The 14,929-nt window shown below is 64.5% G+C and carries 14 protein-coding genes and 1 tRNA gene; 7 read left to right on the forward strand and 8 right to left on the reverse strand.

The features are described from left to right. A partial coding sequence (locus H977_RS0115100) for an IS30 family transposase (RefSeq protein WP_029108638.1) occupies positions 1 to 320 on the forward strand: 320 nt, incomplete at its 5' end. A gap of 23 nt (positions 321 to 343) precedes the next feature. Here H977_RS0115100 and H977_RS0115105 read toward each other — a convergent pair. Beyond that, the gene (locus tag H977_RS0115105) at positions 344 to 1,375 is read right to left on the reverse strand and encodes a threonine aldolase family protein (protein ID WP_196808251.1); all 1,032 of its coding nucleotides are present in this window, start codon (positions 1,373 to 1,375) and stop codon (positions 344 to 346) included. Positions 1,376 to 1,392: 17 nt separating this feature from the next. Then, complete coding sequence (locus tag H977_RS0115110) at positions 1,393 to 1,773, reverse strand: phage holin family protein (protein ID WP_029108640.1); 381 nt, start codon at positions 1,771 to 1,773, stop codon at positions 1,393 to 1,395. Between the two features lie 94 nt (positions 1,774 to 1,867). Between H977_RS0115110 and H977_RS0115115 the strand changes: the two genes are divergently transcribed. Both H977_RS0115115 and H977_RS0115120 read left to right on the forward strand, forming a co-directional pair. Next, positions 1,868 to 1,941 (forward strand) — tRNA-Ile (locus tag H977_RS0115115). Between the two features lie 282 nt (positions 1,942 to 2,223). Then, complete coding sequence (locus tag H977_RS0115120) at positions 2,224 to 2,826, forward strand: sensor domain-containing protein (RefSeq protein ID WP_231395977.1); 603 nt, start codon at positions 2,224 to 2,226, stop codon at positions 2,824 to 2,826. Between the two features lie 134 nt (positions 2,827 to 2,960). Here the strand turns inward: H977_RS0115120 and H977_RS35325 are convergent, their stop codons facing one another. From H977_RS35325 to H977_RS0115135, 3 genes are all read right to left on the reverse strand, one after another. After that, positions 2,961 to 3,116: a hypothetical protein gene (locus H977_RS35325; RefSeq protein WP_090431476.1), complete on the reverse strand. Its 156-nt coding sequence runs from the start codon at positions 3,114 to 3,116 to the stop codon at positions 2,961 to 2,963. A 117-nt stretch (positions 3,117 to 3,233) separates the two neighbouring features. Then, positions 3,234 to 5,702, reverse strand: a complete 2,469-nt coding sequence (gene ponA2 / locus H977_RS0115130; RefSeq protein ID WP_029108642.1) for a transglycosylase/D,D-transpeptidase PonA2 — start codon at positions 5,700 to 5,702, stop codon at positions 3,234 to 3,236. A 174-nt stretch (positions 5,703 to 5,876) separates the two neighbouring features. Then, the gene (locus H977_RS0115135; protein ID WP_029108643.1) at positions 5,877 to 6,362 is read right to left on the reverse strand and encodes a hypothetical protein; all 486 of its coding nucleotides are present in this window, start codon (positions 6,360 to 6,362) and stop codon (positions 5,877 to 5,879) included. 259 nt (positions 6,363 to 6,621) lie between these two features. Here H977_RS0115135 and phoA point away from each other — a divergent pair, with 259 nt between their 5' ends. The 3 genes from phoA (at position 6,622) to H977_RS35635 (ending at position 8,836) form a co-directional block, all read left to right on the forward strand. After that, positions 6,622 to 8,121, forward strand: a complete 1,500-nt coding sequence (phoA, locus tag H977_RS0115140; protein WP_029108644.1) for an alkaline phosphatase — start codon at positions 6,622 to 6,624, stop codon at positions 8,119 to 8,121. Between the two features lie 172 nt (positions 8,122 to 8,293). Next, the gene (locus H977_RS0115145; RefSeq protein ID WP_029108645.1) at positions 8,294 to 8,617 is read left to right on the forward strand and encodes a hypothetical protein; all 324 of its coding nucleotides are present in this window, start codon (positions 8,294 to 8,296) and stop codon (positions 8,615 to 8,617) included. Between the two features lie 78 nt (positions 8,618 to 8,695). Continuing rightward, positions 8,696 to 8,836 (forward strand): hypothetical protein, encoded by a 141-nt coding sequence (locus tag H977_RS35635; RefSeq protein ID WP_196808252.1) that lies wholly within the window; start codon positions 8,696 to 8,698, stop codon positions 8,834 to 8,836. Between the two features lies 1 nt (position 8,837). On the opposite strand, the gene H977_RS0115150 is transcribed toward H977_RS35635, so the two are convergent. Continuing rightward, positions 8,838 to 10,013 carry an FAD-dependent monooxygenase gene (locus tag H977_RS0115150; RefSeq protein ID WP_029108646.1) on the reverse strand — a complete coding sequence of 392 codons (1,176 nt, stop codon included), beginning with the start codon at positions 10,011 to 10,013 and terminating at the stop codon, positions 8,838 to 8,840. A gap of 79 nt (positions 10,014 to 10,092) precedes the next feature. Between H977_RS0115150 and H977_RS0115155 the strand changes: the two genes are divergently transcribed. Continuing rightward, positions 10,093 to 10,665: a TetR/AcrR family transcriptional regulator gene (locus H977_RS0115155; protein WP_029108647.1), complete on the forward strand. Its 573-nt coding sequence runs from the start codon at positions 10,093 to 10,095 to the stop codon at positions 10,663 to 10,665. 4 nt (positions 10,666 to 10,669) lie between these two features. On the opposite strand, the gene H977_RS0115160 is transcribed toward H977_RS0115155, so the two are convergent. Together H977_RS0115160 and H977_RS0115165 are read right to left on the reverse strand one after the other, a co-directional pair. After that, a complete protein-coding gene (locus tag H977_RS0115160; protein ID WP_029108648.1) occupies positions 10,670 to 11,836 on the reverse strand; it encodes a N(5)-(carboxyethyl)ornithine synthase in 1,167 nt (388 codons plus the stop codon). 132 nt (positions 11,837 to 11,968) lie between these two features. Beyond that, positions 11,969 to 14,824, reverse strand: coding sequence for an MMPL/RND family transporter (locus H977_RS0115165; protein WP_029108649.1), 2,856 nt, complete (start codon positions 14,822 to 14,824; stop codon positions 11,969 to 11,971). Positions 14,825 to 14,929 lie beyond the last annotated feature (105 nt).

Raw genomic sequence — 14,929 nt, forward strand, 5'->3', positions numbered from 1 at the left:
AGCATCTGCGTCTGTCGCTGACCTGGGATCAGGGCTCGGAGATGGCCAACCACAAGGCCATCGCCAAAGCCACCGACCTCGACATCTACTTCTGCGACCCGCATTCGCCATGGCAACGCGGCAGCAATGAGAACACCAACGGACTGCTGCGCCAATACTTCCCGAAAGGGACAGATCTCTCGTTGTGGGGGCCCGGATACCTCGACCAGGTCGCCTCCGAACTCAACGGAAGACCCCGCAAGACCCTGGGATGGAAAACCCCAGCCGAAGCCCTCACCGAACTACTCTCAAATCCACCAACTGTTGCATCGACCCCTTGAACTCGCCCGTGACATCGCCACCCTCAGGTAGAAATCGACGACACGAGGCGCAGAACGTCATCGACTTCGGCTTCGGTGGTGGCCCACGAACACACGAACCGAACGGTGGGCCGGTGCGGATCGGGACGGTGGACGGAGTAGCCGGCCGAGACCGCGGCGTAGGCAGCGGGTTCGAGGTCGACGAATATCTCGTTGGCTTCCGTGGGCGCGGCCAGTGGCAGGCCGAGCGCGTGCAAGCCCTTGCTGAGGCGGGCGGCCATCAGATTGGCGTGAGCAGCCGTCTGCAGCCACAGCTCATCGCGCAAGATCGCCTCGAACTGCGCCGCGATGAAGCGTTGCTTGCTGGCCAGGTGGCCGATCTGCTTCTGCACGAAGTGAATGCCGTCGAACAACTCGGGGCGGCGCACCAGGATCGCGTCGCCCATCAGCATGCCGTTCTTGGTGCCGCCCACGGTGACGATGTCCGCGTCGGCGATGGCCTCTGACGCAGAGATATCCAGGGCTGCAATGGCATTGGCGATGCGGGAGCCGTCAACGTGCACGAGCAGGTCGAGATCGTGGGCATGGTCGATGAAGTCCTTGATGGCGGGCGGACTCCAGACGCGGCCGTTCTCGGTGGATTGCGTGATGGTGACGACCCGTGGCTGCGAGTGGTGCACCGGGCCGCGGCGGGCCACCGCGATGTCGAGCACGGTCGGGTCGATCAGGCCGTTGTCGCTGGGCAGCTTTGTCACCGGAGCGCCCGACAGCCGGACCGGCCCACCTGCCTCGTCGACCAGGGAGTGCGCGATATCGCTGCACAAAATCTCTTGCCACGGCCGGACGGCCGACGCCAGCGCGATGATGTTGGCCGCCGTGCCGGTGAGTGCGAACAGCACCTCGGCGTCGGGGGAGTCGAATGTGGCCTTGATGGCCTTGGCCGCGCGCTCAGTGGCGGGATCGTTCCCGTAGGACGCGACGGCGCCGGAGTTGGCGGCGACGATCGCGTCGATCACCTTCGGGTGTGCGGGCGCGGCATTGTCAGAGGCGAACGCGTGAGAAGGCACGTGGGCCATGATCCCACCGACGACCGCTACTTCGAGGCCACCTTCTTCTTGAGCAACAGTGCCGGCAACACGACCGTGGCCACGGCCGTGACCACCCAGACCACCACGGTCGCGGCGATCCAGGAGCCGACACCGCGGATGCTGAGGCCGTGGGTGAGTACCGAGGCCAGGACCAGCGCGACCAAGGTGGAGACCAGCCCGATGCCGCCCAGAAATGCCGAGGCGTAGCGGCTGGCCATCTTGAGGAAGAACGGCGACAGGATCCCTTGAGCGACGGCGAAGATCACCACTGCGGTGATGAAGCCCCACGCCGACACCGAGACGCCGGGGACCAGCCAGGCGGCAACCAACAAGCCGATGGCCGAGGAACCGAGGAAGATCGCTATGCGCAGCAGAAAGCGGATCATGCGGTGAGCGTAACCACGGCATGCCTGCCTGCGGCCCCTCATTGGCATCTGTGCCCGCAGCGTGTGCGACCATATTGCGGCGCAGACGCGCCCGGGGGCGGTAGCTCAGTCGGTTAGAGCCGTGGACTCATAATCCATTGGTCGCGGGTTCGAGCCCCGCCCGCCCCACTCAACACTTGTCCGCGTCCCAGCTGGTGATGTTTCGGTAACGGTTCAGAAAAGTCTTCGAACGTTATCGGCAATGTCCTGCGTCCGCTACGCCTACGCTGTTTTCCTTGATTTATCGGCCACGGTTCGACATCCCTGTGACTAAAGAGTGCCGGCGCAGAAATGGGGGAACGACGAATGCGCTTTGCGACCATCGCGATCACCATCGCCGCTGCTTGCGCACTTGCCGCGGGCTGCGGTCAATCGGCAGAACCGTCAGCCGAGAACACCTCGACCACACCAATGATCACGTCGTTTCCTCCGACGCCACTAAGGCAGAAGGCCCTGCCCCGATTACTCCTCTCAACCGAACAGATCAATGCGGCGCTGGCAGCCGGGCAAATGGCTGTCACGGGTACGGACTCTCAAATGTCTGATGACAGTGCGACGATGGAGCCCCGCGAGTGCCTGGCGGTGGACGGTGCCGCGCAGGCGCCGGTGTACGCCGACAGTGGATTCACCGACGAGCAAGAGGTGACGTTAGGGGAGCCGGACGTCCTCGCTCATTACGCCAAGCAGGCTGTGGTTCGATTCGCCGACGCCGAACAGGCCAAGGCCTTTTACGACTCCTCGGCTCGACAGTGGCCGGCGTGCAAGCATTACACCCACACGCAATCCGGGACGCTGTGGGATGTAGGGCCCATTTCGGACAAAGACGGCGTGCTGAGCACGGTCGCCACCCAGTCCAATGCCCAAGCCGGCGGATGGGCGTGTGGTCGCGCGTTGACCGCGAACAACAACATCGTCGTCGACGTCAACACCTGCAGTGCCAACCCGGCGGATTCGGCTGTCAAGATCGTCAAGCAGATCTCGGCACGGATCGACGCCCCGCCCATCGTTTCCTAAGGTCTATCCGTCGCTCGCAGGTAGGACAGACAGAGGCTGTGGCGAGTGTGCGGGCACACTCGCCACAGCCTCTGAGTAGCGCGTCGAACTACGAAATCAATTGGTTCCCAGCAGAATTGTCGCGCATTAGGCCGCTAGAACCACACTTTTCGCCCGCCGACGGGGCGGCCGACGGCCCCGAGGATCCACAGGATGATCCCGATCACCAGCAAAATGCCGCCGATCGTGTACAGGATCGAGATGCCGGCGAAGTAGCCGATCAACAGAAGAATGATGCCCAGCACAATCATGGTCGGTTCGATCCTCTCGGGTGCAACTGAAGTGTTGTCGCCGAAGAGAATTGCCAGATCCGTCGATTTTCAAACCTACCGATGCGTTGGCGCCGGATTGCCCGCCCTGAACTGCGGTTACGCGGGCGGTGGTGGCGGCGGTGGTGGCGGCGGCGGAGCCGGGGCGGGCAGGGTTATCGGCGGCAGCCCGGGAATCTCGATGACGTTCGGTGGCGGGGGTGGCCCCAGCTCGTTGAGTCCTGGTGGCGGCGGCATCTCGGGACCCGGGACGAAGACCGGCGGCGGTGGCGGCACATAGCCCGTGCTGGTGTTGATGGTGATGATCGAGCCCGGAATGGTCCTGCCGCTCGGGGTTGTTCCGACCACCGAACCCTTGGTGGCGTTGCTGTTGACGGGCGTGGGTTTGTCGGCCACCCGGAAGCCGGAGTCCAACAGCCGTTTACGCGCCTCGTCGACCTTCATTCCGGACACACTTGGAATCTCGCCGCCGGGACCGCCGTCGACGTATCGCGGATCGGTGGGCGGCAGGGCGACGGCACCGAACGCGTCGGCGATGGGACTCATTGCGGCATACCAGGTCAACGCCGGCTCGGTGCCGCCGAACAGGGTGCCTTCGCCGCACTTGCGCAACGGGTATGAGCACAACCCCGATGGTGACGAGGAGTCATCGAAGATGTAGTTGGCGGCCGCGTACCGGTTGGTGAAGCCGAGGAAACCCGATGACCGGTGGGCCTCGGTGGTGCCGGTCTTGCCGGACATCGGCAGCTTCCAGCCGACGGAACTCGCTGCGCCGGCAGCTGTTCCGTTCGAGTGATCCTTGGCCAGCGCATTGGCCATGGTATTGGCGAGGCCCTCGGGTACCGCCTGGTCGCAGGGAACGGTCTGCACCCCTACTTCGCGGCCGTGCCGATCGAAGATCTTGTCGATCGGGTTCGGTGGGCACCAGGTCCCGCCCGAGGCGAGAGTCGCCCCGACGTTGGCCAATTCGAGGGCGTTCAGTTCGAGCGGGCCGAGCGTGAACGATCCGATGTTCTGGCGTTTCACGTAATCGCCGATGCTCTCGTTGGAATCGGGGTTGTAGTCGCGGGCGCTGCCGGGTTCGGCGTAGGACCGCAATCCCAGCCGGACCGCCATGTCCACCGCACGCGGTACACCGATCTGCGAGATGAGTTTGGCGAACGCCGTATTGGGCGATTGTGCCAGGGCATCGGTGACATTCAGAGAGCCGGGGAAGCCGTGTGCGTTACGCACACACCAGGTTTCCCTCGGACAACCGGGAGTATCGCTGCTACCCAGGCCCTTGCCCATGAAGGTTCCGGGGACGTCGAGTTGAGTTTTGATGCCCATCCCCATGTCGAGAGCGGCGGCCGTGGTGAAGATCTTGAAGATCGACCCGGCGCCGTCACCGACCAACGAAAAGGGCTGCGGCTGTACGGTTTGGTTGGCATCGAGGTCCAGTCCGTACGTGCGGCTGTCACCCATTGCGATCACTCGATGGGTGTCCTTGCCCGGCGTGATCACGTTCATCACGCTCGCGACCCCGGCGGCATTGGGGTCTGCGTACTTCTCGATCGCCGACTGGACGCTGTCCTGCACCTTGGGATCAAGCGTGGTGCGGATCAGATATCCGTTGCGCGCGACGTCCTCCATGGTGAGTCCGGCGCGCGCCAGATATTGCAGGACGTACTCGCAGAAGAAGGCGCGATTCCCCGCGGCGATGCAGCCCTGCGGAAGCGGGTCGGCCTGGGGGAGCACCCCCAGCGGTGCGGCCTTCGCGGCGCGTAGTTCCTCGGCCCTGTCCGGCAGATAGTCGATCAAGGTGTCGAGCACGAGATTGCGTCGGGCCAGGGCACCGTCGGGGTTGGTATAGGGGTTCAGGCTGCTGGTGGAGCGCACCACGCCGGCCAGCAGGGCGGCCTGCGGCCAGGTCAGGTCTGCGGCGTCGACGCCGAAGTACGTACGTGCCGCGTCCTGCACGCCGAATGACCCGTTGCCGAACGACACGAGATTCAGATACCGGGCCAGGATCTCGCTCTTGGGAAGGGTCTTGTCCATCGCCAGCGCGATCCGGATCTCGCGCAGCTTGCGTGCGGGGCTGATCTCGACGGCGGCCCGGCGCTCGGCATCGGTCTTCGCCTTGACCAGGAGGTTGTAGTTCTTGACATACTGCTGCTCGATGGTCGACCCGCCGCGTACGTCGTCGATGCCGCGCATGTAGCCGAACAGGCCGTTCAGCGTTCCCTGGACGTCCACCCCGCCGTGCTCGACGAAGCGCTTGTCCTCCACCGAGACGATCGCCAGCTTCATGGTGTCGGCGATCCGTTCGCTGGGCACGGCCCACCGACGCTGCTCGTACAGCCAGGCGATCGGTTCACCGGAGGCATCGACCATGGTGGTGACGCCAGGCGTGTCACCTTCGAGGACTTGTGCCGAATCCTGTGCCACCGTGTCCGACAGCCGCGCCATCATGATGCCGACACCCCCGACGACCGGGAACATCAACATCGCCGCCAATAATCCGGCCAGCACACAGTGCATGGCCAACTTGGCAACCGTAGACCGCGAACCCGCGGGCGGGCCGGACATGTGCTCTAGCGTAAGGCCGTCAACAGTCGCCTATGGGTACATCACACGCAACACGTTGGCTACGTTGTGATTTCAGAACGGCGCAACCGCGGCCTCCAGGGCGTTCCGGAAGATGAGGTGCGCGGCTGTCGGTGTTTCGATGCCCCGCCGTGCAACCGGCCCGAAAACGCCTCGCTAACGATCGCCGCGACTGCAGTCGGGATTCGCCGGCTTGGCAGGCCAGGCGCAGATGTCGATGTAGGTGGTGCTCGCGTATCCGCCGCCGTCGAACACCCCGTAGGCGTCGCCGTGGGTTCCGGTGTAGGTGGCTCCGCCGCCTCCGCCTCCGCTTGAGGTGATGATCGTGGTGAGCGCCCATCCCTTGCCCTGCAAGGCGTTCTTGTACGCGTTCATCACGTCATTCGGTGATCCGTTGACCTGGTAGTGCAGGTGGATACCACCGTCGGCGATGCCATCGGGTCCCTTGGTCTGCTGCACATCCGCCGGTGTCGGCAACAGCGATACCAACGCCTCGCCGCTTGCGGCCGTCGTGGTGGTGACGGTGGTGGGCGGCGCGGTCGTGGTCGTGGCCGCGGCTTTCTCGGTCACCGGGCTACACGCCGTGGCGGCCAGGCCGATCGCCAGAGCCCCGATAAAGCAGGTTGCGGTGCGGTTGGTCATCGGCCTCCCCGTTCGTCTTGCCGCACCGTACCAATGCGGGCAAAGGTGGCTGGGCAAGATCGACGCGGCAAAAAGCCAGGTAGTTCCTACTGCAAGTACCCGTCGTAGGGGTCGTCGCAACCACGGGTGCCGCTAGCCCGGCTATCTGTTTGATTGGCGTTACCCAGGTGTCGACTGTCGCGAAAGCGCCGGTTCACATGCGGCTTCAACCATGTGTGGGCTTGACGGAGATGACGACGATGACGATACGGAGACGTGGATGACGCGCAGGCGGTATGTGGTGACGGCGTTGGTGTGTACGGCGGCATTGGCCGCGGCCTGCGGTGGCAGCAAGAACGACGACGCGTCGCTGCCGGTGCTGGAGCCCGCCGCGAAAGGCACCATCTCCGAGCACGGCGGTGCCACCCGGGCCGGAGAGGACCGCGCCGCACTGATCGCCGACTCCATCAAGAACACCGGCGCCAAGAACGTCATCTTGCTGATCGGTGACGGCATGGGCGACTCCGAGATCACCGTGGCGCGCAATTACGCCCACGGCGCGGGCGGCGCTTTTCCGGGTCTCGACGCCTTCCCGCTGACCGGCCAGTACACCCACTACTCGCTGGACAAGAGCGGCAAGCCCACGTACGTGACCGACTCGGCGGCCAGCGGTTCGGCCTGGGCCACCGGCACCAAGACCTACAACGGTGCCATCGCGGTGGACATCCACGGCAAGGATCAGAAGACGCTGCTGCAGCTGGCCAAGGAGGCGGGCAAGGCCACCGGCGACATCACGACCTCTGAGGTCCAGGACGCCACCCCGGCCGTGCAACTCGCGCATGTCACCGGACGCAAGTGCTACGGCCCGGATGAGACGACCGCGAAATGCCCGACCAATGCCCTGGAGAAGGGCGGCAAAGGATCGATCACCGAGCAGCTGCTCAACACCCGCGCGGACGTGGTGATGGGCGGCGGTGCCGAAACCTTCCAGCAGACCGCCAAAGCCGGGGATTACCAAGGAAAGACGCTCGAAGTTCAGGCCAAGGAACGCGGCTTCACCATCGTGCGCAACGCCGACGAACTCGACAAGGCCGACACGGCAAGCCAGGAGGCGCCGCTGCTCGGCCTGTTCGACGAGGGCAACATGCCGACGCGGTGGAGCGGGCCGGTCGCGGCGAAAGGCGGCTATCTGGAGCCGGCCGTCGAGTGCAAGGACAACACCGAGCGCGGCACTTCGGTGCCCACCCTGGCTGCCATGACCAAGAAGTCCATCGATTTGCTCAAGGGTGACGGCGATGGCTTCTTCCTGCAGGTCGAGGGCGCCTCGATCGACAAGCAGGACCACGCCGCCAACCCGTGCGGTCAGATCGGCGAGACGGTCGACCTCGACGAGGCGGCAAAGGTGGCCCTCGACTTCGCCAAGGACAACAAGGACACCCTGGTCATCGTCACCGCCGACCACGCCCACAGCAGCCAGATCGTGGAGTCCATGAGCGCCGACGACGTCCGCGACGCCGCTGCCGAAGCCAAGTTGCCCTTCGAGGTCACCCGCGACGCCATCTACCCGGGCCTGACGCGGGTGCTGCGCGGCAAGGACGGCCAAGACCTGACCATCTCGTACGGCACGTCGGACAACCTCGACGCCATGGATCAGGGCCACACGGGATCCCAGTTGCGTATCGCGGCCTACGGTCCCGGCGCGGCCAACGTCGTCGGCCTGACCGATCAGACCGACCTGTTCTTCACGATGGCCCGAGCCTTGGGCTTGAAGGAGAACTGACCAGCGCGGGAGCGCGGGAGGCTCTCACAGCTGCCGTCTGGCCAAGGCCAAGCCACGCCATAGGGTGCGATTTGTGATGATGGCGTGCCCCAAATGTGACTGTTGCGGACCAATGTTTCCCAAGTGACTCAAGTGCAACAAACGCACTTCACGTCGGATCGGGGAGAGCACCATGTCTGCGTACACCACCATTGGCCGGCTTCTGGGCTGTGTGGCGCTGAGTGCCGCCGGCGCATTGGCGGTCCTGGCGGTGAGCAATGCATCCGCCGCGGCCGCGCCGCGGATGCCGCTGCCCACCGATGACCAGCCGCCCGCAGTGCCGTTCGATCCCGGTGCGTTGGTCCATGCCATCGACGACTACGCATCGCTGCTGTCGATACTGACGGGTGGGCACAACGCTCAGCCCGGCCTCACCGGGCCGGTGAGCACTGTTCCCGGATCGACAGGCGCGTACCCGATGCTGCCCGGCGTGCCCATGCTTCCGGGGGAGCCGTGAACCCGATGCACCCGCGAACCGTGTATCAGACACAGCCAGATCCGAGGATGACCAATCAGCAGAACGGAGTGAACCGCCGTGTATATCAGTCGAACAGTTGACACGCGCACCGCGCGGATCGCCCTCTCGCTGATCCGCTGTCCCATCAAGAGCCGGCGGTATCCCGCCAAGCAGGAGCGCTTGGTCACTCCGCAGGAAGCGGCGCTGCTCATCCGCTGACTCAGGCGGCCCGGTCCGTGTTCTCGGCGACCCGCTCGGCGTCATAGGTGTTGATGGCGACACTGTCGAGGATCGTGTGCAATTGGTCGGCCTGCGTCTCAGGGGTGAGTTCTGTCGAGCGATAGATGGACCCCGCGGCACGTGCCTGCCGGCGCACATGGCGGGTACGGTCCATGCGCAGCTGTTCGTAACGACGCAGTCGCGCTCCGAGTTCGCCGGATCCGGCATCGCGCAAGATCACGGCCAAGGTGATCGCATCTTCGATGGCCTGGTTGGCGCCCTGTCCGAGATGCGGTGTGACCGCGTGCGCGCTGTCGCCCAGCAGAGTGATCCGGTCGGTCGACCACCGGTCCAGGGGCTCGCGGTCGTAGATGCCCCAGCGGAACGTAGAATCCATCGCCTCGATGATCGTCGACACCCTCGGATCCCAGCCCCGGTAGGCGGCCGCGAGTTCGGCGACATCACCAGGGGCGGTCCATGATTCGGTGACTGTCAGATTGGTGGGGACGAATGCCACGATGTTGAGGAGGTCGCCGGCCGACACGGGGTAGGCCAGGAAACTCTGCTGCGGCCCCAGCCACATGGAGCTGGCATTCATGCCGACTGCGCCGCGCAGCCGCTCGGCGGGAATCAGCCCGCGGTAAGCCATGATTCCCTCGCTGACCGGTTGGGCCGCACGCGTCACCTTTCCCTGAAGGCGCGAGTGGATACCGTCGGCGCCGACGAGCAGATCCGCGTCGACCGTCGAGCCATCGGCGAATTCGACGTGCACCCCGTCGCTGTGTTCGGTGGCTCCGACACATGAGCGGCCCAGTTGCAGGGCGTCGGCGGGTAGCGCGTCGGCGAGGACCTTCTGGAACTCGCCACGGTGCAGGCACCAGGTCGTGGCCGGATCCCCGAAGCCGAGGTTGGACGGCTCACCGGCGATCGGAGCGGCCTGCCAGGTGCGGAACTGGTAGTGCGTGACCGGTCCGGCGATCGCGGCTACCGCGTCGCCCACTCCCAGGCGGGACAGGATGCGCGATCCGTTCGTCGCTATCGAGACCCCCGCGCCGAGGGCCTTGAGCTCGTGCACCTGTTCGTACACGGTCGCATCGATCCCGTTGGCACGCATGGCAATCGCGGTAGTCAACCCGCCGATGCCGGCACCCACGACGGCAACTCGAAGCCCGCTCATGAGTTCCTCCTCAATCCGCAATAAATGTACCGATCGATACGCCTTTGACTATAAATGTACCGATCGGTACAGTCAAGGAGTGGCCAGGACAGCGGATCCCGTCAAGCGCGAAGAGTTGTTGAACGGTGTCGTCGGCTACCTCGAGCAGCATGGCATCGGGGAGATGTCGCTGGCGCCCATGGCCCAGGCCCTGGGTACGAGCAAGCGAATGTTGCTGTACTACTTCGGTGATCGGGCGGAACTGCTGGCGCAGGCCCTCGAGGCGAGCCGTCCGCAGCTGGGCGAGATATTCAGCGCCGTCACCAGTGCGGACGAATTCGTGGATGCGGCACGGACTTTGTGGCGGGAGCTGACGCGTGGCGGTGAACGCCGCAACGTGCGCCTGCTGTTGCAGGTGCTCAGCCTGGCGGTCACCGACCCTCAGACGTACGGCGAGGCAGCCCGGAGCGCGGTCGAAGTCATGATCGCCCCGATAGCCCAGGCGCTGTCAGCAATCGGTTACCCCGCCGACACCGCCTGTGCGCGTGCCACATTGGTGGTCTCCGGCCTGCGCGGGCTGTGCCAGGACGGTCTGGTCACCGCGGACCGTGCCCGCGTCGACGCCGCTGCGGAGCTCTTGATCGCCGCGGCGGTCAGCGCACCTGTCGCCTGAGGATCTATCCGTAGACGAGATGCGGGTAGACATCCTGGCGGTGCTGAAACTTCAGGATGTCAGCGTTCATGGCGATGCCGTCACGAATCTCGATGGCCCGGGAGATCGTATTGTCCGAATCCCAGGCCGTCGGGCCGGCGAGGATCGTCTCGATGTGCGGCAGCAGCGCTTCGCTGATCTCCCAGGTCGCAGAGTTCCACAGGTAGGACGGGCTGTGGTCCACGGCGTAGTAGTAGACGCGGTCGCCCACCATGCGGACCGGCTCGGTGAACGAGCTCGGGGTCGCCCAGCTGAACCCCATACCGGCATCGCACGAGACGTCGATGAGCAGGCTGCCCGGGGCGAACATGGTCAGATCGTCTTCGGTGACGAAGATCAGGGGAGTGTTGGGATCCTGCAACACGCAGTTGACGACGATGTCGTTGTCGGCGAGGAAGCGAGCCACCGGCACCACCCCGTCCTCCGGTGTATCGGCCCACGTCCGCTCGGGAGTTTCCTTGTCGCGTCCCATTTGCACGATCTGCGTCGAGTGGATCGGCGACCCGACGGCGGCCACCTCACGGTTGGTCAGGACGCGGACGTCATCGACGCCGTGGGCGTTGAGTGCGGTGACCGCGCCGCGGGCCGTCGCACCGAACCCGATGACCGCGGCGCGGAGCCGACGACCGTAGCTGCCGGTGATTCCGGCCAGTTGCATCGCATGGAGCACCGAGCAGTAACCCGCGAGCTCGTTGTTCTTGTGAAAGACGTGAAGACCGAATCCACCGTCGGCCTGCCAGTGGTTCATCGCCTCGAAGGCGATCAAGGTCAGCCGCCGGTCAATCGCGATCTGCGTGAGGGCGGCATCCTGCACGCAGTGCGGCCACCCCCAGACCACTTGTCCTTCCCTCAGCTCTGCCAGATCCTCCGCCTGCACCTTGGGCAGCAGCACGATGTCGCAGTCCGCGATGATCTCCTCGCGCGTCCTGATGCCGCCGACCAGCTCGGCCAGTTCGTCGTCGGTGGCGCCGAATTCCTCGCCGTAGCCGTGCTCGACGAAGATACGTTGCCGCATCGGTGGATCGATCCTGCTGAAGTGCGCCGGGTGGATGGGCAGCCTACGCTCGTCGGGTTTCCGGGAGTGGGCCAGGACGCCCAACGAAAGCTGTTTCACCTCAGCGCTTCTGGTCATTTGTGACACCTCGATGGGCTGAGTCGAACCTTCGAGGAAGACATGTCAGACAACGCCGGGCCCCTTGATTGTGAGGGCCTGAGTGGTCCCGATGCCTTTGACACTACGCGGCGCGGAACGCCACCGGTGCCATCAGCGGCCGGTGCGCTCCAGCGCCTGCGCCACCACACCGCGCGCAGGCCGCTGCCGGACCAGCTGTGGCCACCAGAACCAACGGCCCATCAACGCCGCGATCGACGGCGTCATGAACGACCGGATCACCAGGGTGTCGAACAGCAGGCCCAGTCCGATCGTCGAACCGACCTGGGCCACCACGATCATCTCGCTGACCACCATCGACATCATGGTGAACGCGAACACCAGACCGGCCGCGGTCACCACCGACCCGCTGCCGCCCATGGCCCGGATGATGCCGGTGTTGATACCGGCGGGCAGTTCCTCTTTGAGCCGCGCCACCAGCAGCAGGTTGTAGTCCGCACCGACGGCCAGCAGCACGATCACCGCCATCGCCATCACCATGAAGTGCAGTTCGATGCCAAGCAGGTGTTGCCACACCAGGACCGACAGGCCGAACGATGTTCCCAGCGAGACGAGCACGGTGCCGACGATCACCGCGGCCGCCACCAAACTGCGCGTGATGATCAGCATGATGATGAAGATCAGGCACAGTGCCGAGATGCCGGCGATGATCAGGTCGTAGTTGTTGCCTTCCTGCATGTCCTTGAAGGCCGAGGCGGTACCGCCCATGTAGACCTTGGACCCTTGCCAGGGCGTGCCCTTCATGGCTTCCTTGGCGGCCAGCTTGATGCCGTCGATGAGCTTGATACCTTCGGGCGTCAGCGGGTCACCTTGGTGAGAGATGATGAAGCGCACCGCTTTTCCGTCGGGGGAGATGAAGCTCTTCATACCGCGCTTGAAGTCGGCGTTTTTGAAGATCTCCGGCGGCAGATAGAAGCTGTCGTCGTTCTTGGAGTCGTTGAATGCCGTACCCATGGCGGTCTGGTTGTCCTGCATCGCCGCCATCTGATCCTGCAGGCCCTTCTGGGTCTGATTCATGGTCAGCATCATGGTCTTCATGTTCCGCATGGTCTCGATCTGCGGCTGCATCATGGTCGCCATCTGCGGCATCAGTTCATCGAGGCGGTGCATGTCGGGCATCAGCTGCTGGATGCTCTCGGTCATCGTGTCCACACCGTCGAGGCCGTCGAACACCGAGCGCATCGAGGCGCACATCGGGATGTCGTAGCAGTGCGGTTCCCAGTACAGGTAGTTGCGCAGCGGACGCAGGAAATCGTCGAAATCCGAGATGTGGTCCCGCAATTCGGCGATGTCGACCACCATCCGGTCCATCTTGCCCACCATGCTGTGGGTGATGCCGCTCATCTCCTGCATCAGCACGATCATCTGATCCATCGTGTCGATGGTCTTCTGCATCTCGTCGGCCTGCAGCAGCATGTCGTCGGCGCGGTCGGTGAGGTACTTGCGGTTCATGGTCTGCATGACCCCGCCCATGCTCATCTGGGCCGGAATGGTGCTGAACTCCAACGGTTCACCTTGCGGCCGGGTGATGGCCTGCACGCTGCCGACGCCGGGAACACTGAAGATCCGTTTGGCGATCCTGTCGATCACCAGGAAGTCGGCCGAATTGCGGATGTCATGGTCGGTTTCGATGAGCACCAGCTCGGGGTTCATCTTCGCCGCCGAGAAATGCCGGTCGGCCGCGGCATAGCCCTCCTGCGCCGGCAGATCGGTGGGCAGGTAGTTGCGGTCGTTGTAGTTGGTCCGGTAGCCCGGCAGCGTGAGCAGGCCCACCAGCGACAGCAGGATGGTGCCGAGCAGCACCGGCCCCGGCCAGCGGACCACGAAGGCTCCCAGTCGCCGCCAGAAGCGGATGCGCATGGCGCGTTTGGGTTCGAGCACCTTGCCGAACCGGCTGGCCACCGTGATCACCGCGGGCCCCAGCGACAGCGCGGCCAGAACCGTGACGGTCATGCCGACGGCCATCGGAATGCCGAGGGTCTGGAAATAGGGCAGCCGGGTGAAATGCAGACACAACGTCGCGCCGGCGATCGTCATACCGGACCCGAGCACCACATGCGCGGTGCCGTGGAACATCGTGTAATACGCCTGTTCTCGGTCCTCGCCGACACTGCGGGCTTCCTGATATCGCCCGATCAGGAAGATCGCGTAATCGGTGGCCGCGGCGATCGCGAGCGTGACCAGAAGCTGTGTCGCGAAGGTCGAGAGGCCGATCAGATTGTGATAGCCCAGGAATGCGACGAAGCCGCGGGCCACCGACAGCTCGATCACCACCATCGCCAGCACCAGGAGCACCGTGATGATCGATCGGTACACCAGCAGCAGCATCGTGATGATGACGAGGAACGTGACGCCTTCGATGATCTTGACGCTGCGGTCGCCGGAGATCTGCTGGTCGGCTGCCAGGGCGGTGGGCCCGGTGACGTATACCTTGAGGCCCGGCGGCGGGGACAGCTCCGCGATCAGTTTCTGGACGGCTTCCACCGATTCGTTGGCCAACAACTCACCCATGTTGCCGGCCAGATACACCTGCACGTAGGCGGCTTTACCGTCATTGCTCTGGGCGCCGGCCTCGGTCAGCGGGTCGCCCCAGAAATCCTGGACGTGCTCGACGTGCTTCTTGTCAGCCTCGAGCCGGTCGACCATGTCGTTGTAGAACCGGTGGGCATCAGCGTCGAGTTTGGCCCCGTCCCCCTGGGCCTCCAACACGATCATCGCCGAGCTGTCGGAGTGAAACTCGTCGAACACCTTGCCGACGCGCTTCATCGCGATCACCGATGGTGCCTCTTCGGGGCTCATCGACACCGAGCGCATCTGGCCGACCACCTCGAGCGGGGGAACGGTCACGCTCAGAAACGCGAGCAGCGCGATCCAGCCGACAATCACCGGAATGGCGAGTCGACGGATCCATCGAGCAACCCCCGTGTGGGGGGCTCTGGAATCGGCCATCAGGAACCCTTGGTGGTCGGTGGGGTGAGCACGATGCGGCGGTGGGGCATTGTGCGAAGGCTTACCTTACTACGCGGTGTCGCCGTCCCCTGTCTTACCAGACCA

This window comes from Mycobacterium sp. URHD0025 (assembly GCF_000426065.1).
In the GTDB taxonomy this organism is placed as follows: domain Bacteria; phylum Actinomycetota; class Actinomycetes; order Mycobacteriales; family Mycobacteriaceae; genus Mycobacterium.